Source organism: Alcaligenes sp. WGS1538 (assembly GCF_043187505.1).
GTDB lineage: Bacteria > Pseudomonadota > Gammaproteobacteria > Burkholderiales > Burkholderiaceae_B > Alcaligenes.
The window spans coordinates 1,212,691-1,224,255 of the sequence record NZ_CP171109.1; the positions used below are offsets into that span (position 1 = coordinate 1,212,691).

The following is an 11,565-nucleotide window of genomic DNA, read 5'->3' on the forward strand; positions in this document are numbered from 1 at the left end:
AGGGCGGAGCGGTGCGCATTGAGCGCCCGCCCTTCGGCGCGCATCACAGCAGAATGATGTCGTATTGTTCCTGGGAATAGTGCGCGTCCACTTCCAGGGATATCGGCTTGCCGATGAAGTCGCCCGCCACCGCCAGATGCTGGCTTTCTTCTTCCAGGAACAGGTCCACCACTTCCTGGGCGGCCAGAATGCGGAACTCCTTGGGATTGAACTGCTTGGCTTCGCGCAGCACTTCACGCAGGATTTCATAGCAGACCGTGCGCGCGGTGCGGATGGAGCCGCGCGACTGGCAGGTCGGGCAGGGCTCGCACAACTGGTGCGCCAGCGAATCGCGGGTGCGCTTGCGGGTCATTTCCACCAGGCCCAATTGGCTGAATCCATTGATGGTGACCCGGGTACGGTCCTTGCTCAAGGCTTTCTGCAGTTCTTCGAGCACTGATTCGCGGTGGGCGGGATCATCCATGTCGATGAAGTCCAGGATGATGATGCCTCCCAGATTGCGCAGGCGCAGTTGGCGGGCCAGCGCCACGGCCGCTTCCAGATTGGTCTTGAAAATCGTGTCGTCGAAGTTGCGGCCGCCGACGAAGCCGCCGGTATTGACGTCCACCGTGGTCAGCGCCTCGGTCTGGTCGATGATCAGGTAGCCTCCGGATTTCAGGTCCACGCGCCGCGACAGGGCCCGCTTGATTTCCTCGTCCACGTTGGCGGTATCGAACAGGGGGCGGCTGCCTTTGTGATGATGGATGCGCTCCAGCACGGACGGCGTATAGATCTGCGCCCATTCCTTCATTTCCTGCACGACGGTGCGTGAATCCACGATGATGGAATGCGTGTTGGGCGTGACCATGTCGCGCAGCACCCGCTGCGCCAGGTTCAGGTCGGTGTACAGCACGGAAGGCGCGCCTTGCTGGCGTATGCGTTCCTGAATGCGCGTCCACAAGGTGCGCAGGTAGAGCTGGTCCGCTGCGATTTCCTCGTCCGTGGCGCATTCCGCCTGGGTGCGCACGATGAAGCCGCCTTTCTCGTCCTTGTCCATCAGGCGGGTGACGCGTTCGCGCAGTTCGATGCGATCGGCATCGGAGCCGATGCGCTGGGACACGCCTATATGTGGATCGAAGGGCAGGTACACCAGCATGCGCCCGGCGATGCTGATCTGGGTGGAGACGCGCGCGCCCTTGGTGCCCAGCGGGTCCTTGATGACTTGCACCAGCAGGGTCTGGCCTTCGAACAGCAGTTTTTCGATGGGCGTGGGCGCATTGCCATGGTTGCGCTCCACGCGGTTCTGGCGCAGGTCGGCCACGTGGATGAAGGCGGCGCGCTCCAGCCCGATATCGATGAAGGCGCTTTGCATGCCGGGCAACACGCGCGCGACCTTGCCCAGATAAACGTTCCCGACATACCCGCGCTGGATGCTGCGCTCGATGTGTATTTCCTGGACGGCGCCCTGTTCGACCAGGGCGACACGGGTTTCAAAAGGGGTAACGTTGATCAGGATGTCTTCATGCATGGTGGTTTCGCTGTGAGTATCTTTCTTGGAGTAGTGTAGGGCCAAGTCAGGCAGGCTGCCATGCCTTTATAGAGAGAGGGCAGCTATATATAGAGATGGATTATCGAAGAGCCAGCCTGCCGGGGAGAGGTCCGAGCGCAAGAGCACGAAATCCAGGGCATGGCGACCCTGTCCCCCTATATAAGATATGGCCTATCCAGGCCGTCCCGGACATGCTTCCTCTGCAGAAAGCGCGGAGCGGGCGGTCGACAGCATGGCAAGCACGTAGCGCGGCAAAAATATTACATTTGGTAATGTACGGGATTAATCCGATATGCATCAATGACTTAGGGTTAATGCTTAGTGCAAGCTGCTGTCCTGCGCAGGATAATGAACTCCAAAAAGCTTGCGTTGTCGAAAAACGCCGTGCTATAGTTTCTTTCTTGCTGCAGCGAACGGGGGTTTCCCTAAGCGAAGCGGCAAGCGGTTCAGTCTGTTTTCACCGCCTTGGCCCAGAGGCCCGCACCGAAAGCGTTCGAGCTGAAGCAGAAAAGAAAACTTGCACGGATTTAAATTCTTGTGTTATAGTTTGAAGTTCTGCAAACGAGACGGCAATGTTAAGTGCTCAGGATTGAGGATTTACCATTGCGGCTTGTGAAGCGGTTCAGGCAGTAGCGGGGCGGTTCGCTCCGGTCGGGCAGGAAGCGGTTTGAAGGAAATGGACTTCAAACGAACTTCAAAAAAATGCTTGACACGCTGCACGAAGCACTTCATAATCTCGTTTCTCTGCTGCTCCAACAGCAACGCTGATTCAGCGACGCCAAGGCAGCCGGGACGACAGGCAACTGTCACTGCTCTTTAACAATTAACAGCCGATAAGTGTGGGCGCTTGGCATGAGCGGGCCGAATCCCTTAATGGGAATCGCCACAAGTTTGTATCAAGTGCTCACAGACGAAAAATGAAGATTTACCTTGTGTAAACTCTGAATTTTTCTTTGAGACACAATCGGTCTCGTCGCAAGACGGGACAACCACAGAGATTAAACTGAAGAGTTTGATCCTGGCTCAGATTGAACGCTAGCGGGATGCTTTACACATGCAAGTCGAACGGCAGCGCGAGAGAGCTTGCTCTCTTGGCGGCGAGTGGCGGACGGGTGAGTAATGTATCGGAACGTGCCCAGTAGCGGGGGATAACTACTCGAAAGAGTAGCTAATACCGCATACGCCCTACGGGGGAAAGGGGGGGATCGCAAGACCTCTCACTATTGGAGCGGCCGATATCGGATTAGCTAGTTGGTGGGGTAAAGGCCTACCAAGGCGACGATCCGTAGCTGGTTTGAGAGGACGACCAGCCACACTGGGACTGAGACACGGCCCAGACTCCTACGGGAGGCAGCAGTGGGGAATTTTGGACAATGGGGGAAACCCTGATCCAGCCATCCCGCGTGTATGATGAAGGCCTTCGGGTTGTAAAGTACTTTTGGCAGAGAAGAAAAGGCGCCCTCTAATACAGGGCGCTGCTGACGGTATCTGCAGAATAAGCACCGGCTAACTACGTGCCAGCAGCCGCGGTAATACGTAGGGTGCAAGCGTTAATCGGAATTACTGGGCGTAAAGCGTGTGTAGGCGGTTCGGAAAGAAAGATGTGAAATCCCAGGGCTCAACCTTGGAACTGCATTTTTAACTGCCGAGCTAGAGTATGTCAGAGGGGGGTAGAATTCCACGTGTAGCAGTGAAATGCGTAGAGATGTGGAGGAATACCGATGGCGAAGGCAGCCCCCTGGGATAATACTGACGCTCAGACACGAAAGCGTGGGGAGCAAACAGGATTAGATACCCTGGTAGTCCACGCCCTAAACGATGTCAACTAGCTGTTGGGGCCGTTAGGCTTCAGTAGCGCAGCTAACGCGTGAAGTTGACCGCCTGGGGAGTACGGTCGCAAGATTAAAACTCAAAGGAATTGACGGGGACCCGCACAAGCGGTGGATGATGTGGATTAATTCGATGCAACGCGAAAAACCTTACCTACCCTTGACATGTCTGGAAAGCCGAAGAGATTTGGCCGTGCTCGCAAGAGAACCGGAACACAGGTGCTGCATGGCTGTCGTCAGCTCGTGTCGTGAGATGTTGGGTTAAGTCCCGCAACGAGCGCAACCCTTGTCATTAGTTGCTACGCAAGAGCACTCTAATGAGACTGCCGGTGACAAACCGGAGGAAGGTGGGGATGACGTCAAGTCCTCATGGCCCTTATGGGTAGGGCTTCACACGTCATACAATGGTCGGGACAGAGGGTCGCCAACCCGCGAGGGGGAGCTAATCTCAGAAACCCGATCGTAGTCCGGATCGCAGTCTGCAACTCGACTGCGTGAAGTCGGAATCGCTAGTAATCGCGGATCAGAATGTCGCGGTGAATACGTTCCCGGGTCTTGTACACACCGCCCGTCACACCATGGGAGTGGGTTTCACCAGAAGTAGGTAGCCTAACCGCAAGGAGGGCGCTTACCACGGTGGGATTCATGACTGGGGTGAAGTCGTAACAAGGTAGCCGTATCGGAAGGTGCGGCTGGATCACCTCCTTTCAGAGCGAAGGGCTCGCAAAGCGAAAGCGTCCACACTTATTGGCTGTTAGTTAGGTCATGACCATAGGGTATCGCCCACTGGTGACAGATGGGTCAGTAGCTCAGTCGGTTAGAGCACCGTCTTGATAAGGCGGGGGTCGTTGGTTCGATTCCAACTTGACCCACCACGATTACCTCGGGGGATTAGCTCAGCTGGGAGAGCACCTGCTTTGCAAGCAGGGGGTCGTCGGTTCGATCCCGTCATCCTCCACCACCGCCTGCTGCAGGCGGTGCGGCGACACAGTACTGGACGTCATGACATGAGCGGGGCAGGCCCGGATGTACTCCGGGCGCAGCGCGAGATTCAACGAAGAGCGTTCTTTTGCAAGAGCGCTGCTCGTTGGGTTAGCCAACCCACGATCTGCTCTTTAACAATCTGGAAGAAGCACAACGAAGGTGTGTTGTCTGATACGCATCGACTCTTTGGAGGCGGTGTAGACAATGCACGGGTTGTGATTGCAACACGAACAATTTATGTTCAACAAGTTCTCAAAAATATAGACGTTGTCCCTTCCTCGGATGGGATGACAGCTAAGGATTGATGAACGGCAACAACGTATACTCATCGGTTCTATAGCCGTAAGCGTTATAGGATCAAGCGAATAAGTGCATATGATGGATGCCTTGGCGATCACAGGCGATGAAGGACGCGGTAGCCTGCGAAAAGCTACGGGGAGCTGGCAAACAAGCTTTGAGCCGTAGATGTCCGAATGGGGAAACCCACCGCAGCAATGCGGTATCCCACACTGAATACATAGGTGTGTGGAGGCGAACCGAGTGAACTGAACCATCTCAGTAACTCGAGGAAAAGAAATCAACCGAGATTCCGGAAGTAGTGGCGAGCGAAACCGGAGCAGCCTGGACGTTTTAGCGTCTTGGATAGTCGAATGGAATGGAAAGTCCAGCCGTAGCAGGTGATAGCCCTGTAGACGAAATCCAGGACGTGGAACTCAGCGTCGAACAAGTAGGGCGGGACACGTGAAATCCTGTCTGAATATGGGGGGACCATCCTCCAAGGCTAAATACTCGTGATCGACCGATAGTGAACCAGTACCGTGAGGGAAAGGCGAAAAGAACCCCGGAAGGGGAGTGAAATAGATCCTGAAATCATATGCATACAAACAGTAGGAGCCCTTTCGGGGGTGACTGCGTACCTTTTGTATAATGGGTCAGCGACTTACATTCAGTGGCAAGCTTAACCGAATAGGGGAGGCGTAGCGAAAGCGAGTCCGAATAGGGCGATTCAGTCGCTGGGTGTAGACCCGAAACCAGGCGATCTATCCATGGCCAGGTTGAAGGCACGGTAACACGTGCTGGAGGACCGAACCCACTAATGTTGAAAAATTAGGGGATGAGCTGTGGATCGGAGTGAAAGGCTAAACAAGCCTGGAGATAGCTGGTTCTCTCCGAAAACTATTTAGGTAGTGCCTCACGTATTACTGTCGGGGGTAGAGCACTGTTATGGCTAGGGGGTCACAGCGACTTACCAAACCATGGCAAACTCCGAATACCGACAAGTACAGCGTGGGAGACAGAGCACCGGGTGCTAACGTCCGGACTCAAGAGGGAAACAACCCAGACCGCCAGCTAAGGTCCCTAACTATGGCTAAGTGGGAAACGAAGTGGGAAGGCATAGACAGTCAGGAGGTTGGCTTAGAAGCAGCCATCCTTTAAAGAAAGCGTAATAGCTCACTGATCGAGTCGTCCTGCGCGGAAGATGTAACGGGGCTAAGCCATAGACCGAAGCTGCGGATGTGTACTATGTACACATGGTAGGAGAGCGTTCCGTAAGCCTGTGAAGGTGTCCTGTGAGGGATGCTGGAGGTATCGGAAGTGAGAATGCTGACATGAGTAGCGATAAAGGGGGTGAAAAGCCCCCTCGCCGTAAGTCCAAGGTTTCCTGCGCAACGTTCATCGGCGCAGGGTGAGTCGGCCCCTAAGGCGAGGCAGAGATGCGTAGCTGATGGGAAGCGGGTTAATATTCCCGCACCGTCGTAGAGTGCGATGGGGGGACGGATTGCAGAAGGTCATCGGGGTGTTGGATGTCCCCGTTGGCGCATCGTAGAAGGCACTTAGGCAAATCCGGGTGCGTAATTCAAGGGTGTGACTGAATAGAGCTTCGGCTCTAAACTGACTGGAAGCAGTTCCAAGAAAAGCCTCTAAGCTTCAGCTCTACGAGACCGTACCGCAAACCGACACAGGTGGACGGGATGAATATTCCAAGGCGCTTGAGAGAACTCAGGAGAAGGAACTCGGCAAATTGATACCGTAACTTCGGGAGAAGGTATGCCTCTGTAGTGTGAAGTGCCTGCGCACGGAGCATGACGAGGCCGCAGTGAATCGGTGGCTGCGACTGTTTACTAAAAACACAGCACTCTGCAAACACGAAAGTGGACGTATAGGGTGTGACGCCTGCCCGGTGCCGGAAGGTTAAGTGATGGGGTGCAAGCTCTTGATCGAAGCCCCGGTAAACGGCGGCCGTAACTATAACGGTCCTAAGGTAGCGAAATTCCTTGTCGGGTAAGTTCCGACCTGCACGAATGGCGTAACGATGGCCACACTGTCTCCTCCTGAGACTCAGCGAAGTTGACATGGTTGTGATGATGCAATCTCCCCGCGGCTAGACGGAAAGACCCCATGAACCTTTACTGTAGCTTTGCATTGGACTGTGAACCGGCCTGTGTAGGATAGGTGGGAGACGTTGAAGCGTGGTCGCCAGATCGCGTGGAGTCATCCTTGAAATACCACCCTGGTCTGTTTGCGGTTCTAACCTAGGTCCCTTATCGGGATCGGGGACCGTGCATGGTGGGCAGTTTGACTGGGGCGGTCTCCTCCCAAAGTGTAACGGAGGAGTTCGAAGGTACGCTAGGAACGGTCGGAAATCGTTCTGATAGTGCAATGGCATAAGCGTGCTTGACTGTGAGACTGACAAGTCGAACAGGTACGAAAGTAGGACATAGTGATCCGGTGGTTCTGTATGGAAGGGCCATCGCTCAACGGATAAAAGGTACTCTGGGGATAACAGGCTGATACCGCCCAAGAGTTCATATCGACGGCGGTGTTTGGCACCTCGATGTCGGCTCATCTCATCCTGGGGCTGTAGCCGGTCCCAAGGGTATGGCTGTTCGCCATTTAAAGAGGTACGTGAGCTGGGTTTAAAACGTCGTGAGACAGTTTGGTCCCTATCTGCCGTGGGCGTTGGATACTTGACGGAGCCTGCTCCTAGTACGAGAGGACCGGAGTGGACGTACCACTGGTGTATCGGTTGTCATGCCAATGGCATTGCCGAGTAGCTACGTACGGAAGAGATAACCGCTGAAGGCATCTAAGCGGGAAACTCGTCTGAAGATTAGGTATCCCGGGGGCTTGACCCCCCTGTAGGGTCGTCCGAGACCAGGACGTTGATAGGCTGGGTGTGGAAGTGCAGTAATGCATGTAGCTAACCAGTACTAATTGCCCGTGTGGCTTGATCCTATAACCCTTGTGGTTGTAGCGAGTCCAAGTTGTTGACCACAGAACGTAAATATTGAATGTGCAGCGCAGCCCGCGCTCCAACCCTTCGAGACACGTGTTCGCGATCCGTACTGATCCCGAACGCGGTGCTTCTTCCATATTGGCCAGGCCGCCTCGCAAGGCGACCCGGCAACCAGTTACGCTTGACGACCATAGCAAGGTGGTCCCACGCCTTCCCATCCCGAACAGGACTGTGAAACGCCTTCGCGCCGATGATAGTGGACGGACGTCTGTGAAAGTAGGTCATCGTCAAGCTCTTATCCGCCAAAACCCCCGCAAGCTACCCTTGCGGGGGTTTTGCTTTTTACGCGCGCCCTAAAACAGCGCCCTCGCCTTCGAGGCCCGGCGCGCGTCGGGGCCGGGCGCCAGAGCCGCGGCCCGCGGCATCCCAAACGCCTCGCCCGCAAGAGGCGCGGCCCGCTCGGATGCCCTGGCGCTCTCCGCCTATCCCATGTTCCGCCACGCCCACCCCTCGCTGGGGCGGGTTGCTGCGCTTGCCCTTGGTTTCCCTGTGCGGCACTGCCGTCACCTGCTGAACTCCAAGCAGTCTCCTGAAACCACCCATCAAGAATCGTGCGCTCGCACGAACGCATGTGTTTGCGCTTCTCAATTGCCAGCGTTCACGCGTAGAATAGTCTAAAAATAGTTTAGAACTAAAGGAGTTGTCGATGGTGGCGGATGTTGTCGCGGATGCAGTGGTGATAGGGGCGGGGCACAATGGCCTGGCGGCCGCCGTGGAGCTGGCCAGCCGGGGCTGGAAAGTAGTGGTGGCGGAAGCCAAGGATACGGCGGGCGGCGCGGTCAGTACCCGGGAGCTGACTTTGCCCGGCTTTCGCCATGATGTCTGCGCCATGAATCTGTCCTCCTTCGCCGGATCGGCCTTTCATGCGCGCCACAAGGATGCGCTGGCGCGTCACGGCCTGGCCTTTGCACCGGCCCAGCATTGCTTTGCCAGCGTGTTCCGTGATCAGAGCTACCTGGGCGTCAGTGCGGATCTTGAGACGACCCTGCAGCGCATCCGCGCCGTCTCCGAGAAGGACGCGCTGGCCTGGCAGGCGATGCTGGATGATTTTCAGCGCAAGGCGCCCCATCTGTTTGGCGTGCTGGGCAGTCCCATGCCCTCCTGGGGGCTGGCCAAGAGCGCGTGGCGCAGTTGGCGGGAGCTGGGCAAGGAGGGCGTTGCAGAGCTGCTGCAATTGCTTCTGGCCACGCCGCGAGACTTTCTGGACCGGCATTTCGAGAGCGAATCCCTGAAGGCCATGATGGCTGCCTGGGGCCTGCATGTGGACTTCACGCCGGACACGGCGGGCGGGGCCTTGTTCCCCTACCTGGAGTCCATGGCCAACCAGGCCTTCGGCATGGTCATCGGCAAGGGCGGGGCAGACGTCATCATCCATGCCATGACCGGCCTGCTGCGCGAGTTAGGCGGTGAACTGCTGCTGAACGCAGCGGCGCAACGAATAGAACAGGAGAACGGTCGGGCCAGCGTCGTGGTCCTGGCGGACGGACGGACGCTGCGCGCGCGCAAGGCCGTCATCGCCAACCTGAACCCCCAACTGGTGTTCGGCCGCCTGGTCGACGCCCAGTCCGTGCCGGCCAAGTATCAGCAGAAAGTGGACGAGTTCCGTCCCGGCCTGGGCACCATGATGATCCATCTGGCTCTGGACAGCTTGCCGGACTGGAAGGCGGGGCCGGAACTGCAGGGCTTTTCCTACGTGCACCTGGCGCCGGACCTGGCCATGATGAGCCGGGTCTATGCCGAAGCGGCCGCGGGCCTGCTCCCGGCCGAGCCGGTGCTGGTGGTGGGGCAGCCCACGGCCGTGGATCGGGGGCGCGCGCCGCAAGGGCGGCATGTGCTGTGGGTCCAGGTGCGGGTCTTGCCGGCGCAGGTGCGCGGCGACGCCCTGGGACGCATCCCCGCGGCGGACTGGGCACAGGTCAAGCAGGACTATGCGCAGCGCGTGCTGGACGTTCTGGAGGGCTACGCGCCAGGATTGCGCGCCAAGATATTGGCCAGCCATGTGATGTCGCCGCAGGACCTGGAGCAGTTCAACCCCTGCCTGATCGGCGGCGACAATCTGTCGGGCAGTCACCACCTGGACCAGAATTTCTTCTTCCGGCCGGTGACGGGCTATTCGCGCTACAACACGCCGATCAAGGGTTTGTATCTGTGCGGCGCCTCCACCTGGCCCGGCGCCGGCACAGGAGCGGGTTCTGGCTTCATGCTGGCGACCCTGCTCGCGGGCTGACCATTCACAAGGCCGGGTATTGGCCACACAAGGAGACAAGAGCATGAGCGAGATGACATTGCTGTCCTATGGCGCCAGCCATGAACAGCAAGTGGAATGGTTCGAGTCTGCGTCCGCAGGTCGCGTTCGGGGATTGGCCATGCTGGTGCACGGCGGATTCTGGCGCGGGCGGTTCAACGCAGGCATGATGCACCCCATGGTCCAGGATCTGCTGGCCGACGGCTGGGCGGTCGCCAACATCGAGTACCGCCGCGGCGGCTGCGGCGGGCAATGGCCTGTCATCCTGGAGGATGTGCAACTGGCCATGCGCCAGTGCCGCTCTCGCTGGGAAGGCCGGGATGGCCCGTGCATCGGCATCGGGCACTCGGTGGGCGGCGAACTCGTGTTGCTGGCGGAAAAAGAACAGGATGCCGTGGTGGCCCTGTCGCCGGTGACCGATGTGCCGCGCACACAGCGCGAGGGGCTGGGAGAGGACGCCGCCGTGGAGTTTTTTGGAGCCACGGCCGAGCAGGCCCCGGATGTGTACCGGCAGGCTTCGCCATTGGCGCTCTTGCCCTTGCATTGGCCTGTCTTGCTGGTGCATGGCGATCAGGACGAACGCGTGCCCGTGGAGCACTCCAGGGACTACGTGCGCCAGGCAGGCGGCGTGCATCTGGACTATCGGGAATGGCCGGGCCTGAATCACATGGACATGATTGACCCGGCCGCCGAGCACTGGGCGGACGTCAAGCGCTGGATGCAGGAGCAGGCCGCGCACAGGTCCTGATACGGCAGTCCTGTCCGGCTTGCAGCGCACAGCCCTGCCGGCCGGTCCCGGCGTGGGGCATGGGCCGCGATCTACAGGCCGTTCAGGCGCTGGCGCGCGTGCTCCAGCCGCTCCTGTCGGGCCTCCAGCTCCCGCAGCTGCTTGCGTATGCCGTCGATATGCTCGCGCGCGGCCCGGCGCGCCTGGTCGGGCTGGCCCTGGGTGACGGCGGCGCACAGGCGCGCATGCTGACGGTCCAATTGGCGTTTGGACGATTGATTGGGATACAGGTGCTGCACGGAGACGCGCACCGTGGACAGCATCAGTTCGTTGAACAGGCTGATCATGTGGACCAGCACGGGGTTGTGGGACGCTTCGCAGATGGCCAGGTGAAAGGCGTGGTCTGCGCGGGCGATGTCCTCGGGCGCGCAGTCTTGGGCGTGCAGGTCTTCCAGTTCCTGGAAGCGGCGCCGTATCAGGATGTGGTCGGCCTCGGTGCCTCGGGAGGCGGCCAGTCGGGCCGCCTCGCTTTCCAGCAGCTCGCGCACTTCCAGCAAATCGTACAAGGTGCGTTCCTGCTGCTGCAGCAGATGCTCCAGCGGATTGCTGGCGGCTGACTGGACCAGATTGGCCACGAAGGAGCCCTTGCCGTGGCGTGTCTCGATCAGGCCCCGGGCCCGCAGCAATTGCAGCCCTTCGCGCAAGGCCGAGCGCGATACCGCCAGGCGCTGCGTCAGCAGGCGTTCGGAGGGCAGGGCCTGGCCGGGCTTGAGCACGCTGTCCATGATCAGGGTTTCGATGCGCCGCGCAACCAGTTCAGCGGTGGGCGCGGGCCGGCTGGCAGAGGTGGAATCCATCGTGGTCAGACCAGTTTGAGGCCATGGGCGGGAGTGCCTTGTTTGCCTTTCAATGGATTGATTTTAAGACCAAAATTTTCAGTACGAAAATAACTTA

4 protein-coding genes, 2 tRNA genes and 3 rRNA genes are annotated in these 11,565 nt (G+C 58.4%); 7 read left to right on the top strand and 2 right to left on the bottom strand.

Features of this window, described 5'->3' with window-relative positions; translation table 11 throughout:
* Positions 1-43 precede the first annotated feature (43 nt).
* Positions 44-1,507, bottom strand: coding sequence for a ribonuclease G (gene rng, locus ACF3ND_RS05615; RefSeq protein WP_394065058.1), 1,464 nt, complete (start codon positions 1,505-1,507; stop codon positions 44-46).
* Positions 1,508-2,528: 1,021 nt separating this feature from the next.
* Here rng and ACF3ND_RS05620 point away from each other — a divergent pair.
* From ACF3ND_RS05620 to ACF3ND_RS05650, 7 genes are all read left to right on the top strand, one after another.
* A 16S ribosomal RNA gene (locus tag ACF3ND_RS05620) occupies positions 2,529-4,065 on the top strand.
* Positions 4,066-4,155: 90 nt separating this feature from the next.
* A tRNA-Ile gene (locus ACF3ND_RS05625) sits at positions 4,156-4,232 on the top strand.
* A gap of 10 nt (positions 4,233-4,242) precedes the next feature.
* Positions 4,243-4,318 (top strand) — tRNA-Ala (locus ACF3ND_RS05630).
* A gap of 378 nt (positions 4,319-4,696) precedes the next feature.
* Positions 4,697-7,578 (top strand): 23S ribosomal RNA (locus ACF3ND_RS05635).
* 181 nt (positions 7,579-7,759) lie between these two features.
* A 5S ribosomal RNA gene (gene rrf, locus ACF3ND_RS05640) occupies positions 7,760-7,872 on the top strand.
* The 16S, 23S and 5S rRNA genes sit together here with 2 tRNA genes alongside, the layout of an rRNA operon.
* A 413-nt stretch (positions 7,873-8,285) precedes the next feature.
* Entirely contained in the window at positions 8,286-9,866 is a 1,581-nt protein-coding gene (locus tag ACF3ND_RS05645; RefSeq protein ID WP_394065060.1) for a phytoene desaturase family protein, read from the top strand.
* Positions 9,867-9,909: 43 nt separating this feature from the next.
* A complete protein-coding gene (locus tag ACF3ND_RS05650; RefSeq protein ID WP_394065062.1) occupies positions 9,910-10,632 on the top strand; it encodes an alpha/beta hydrolase family protein in 723 nt (240 codons plus the stop codon).
* A gap of 71 nt (positions 10,633-10,703) precedes the next feature.
* Here ACF3ND_RS05650 and glcC read toward each other — a convergent pair whose 3' ends face one another.
* The gene (gene glcC, locus ACF3ND_RS05655; protein WP_394065064.1) at positions 10,704-11,468 is read right to left on the bottom strand and encodes a transcriptional regulator GlcC; all 765 of its coding nucleotides are present in this window, start codon (positions 11,466-11,468) and stop codon (positions 10,704-10,706) included.
* Positions 11,469-11,565: the final 97 nt, after the last annotated feature.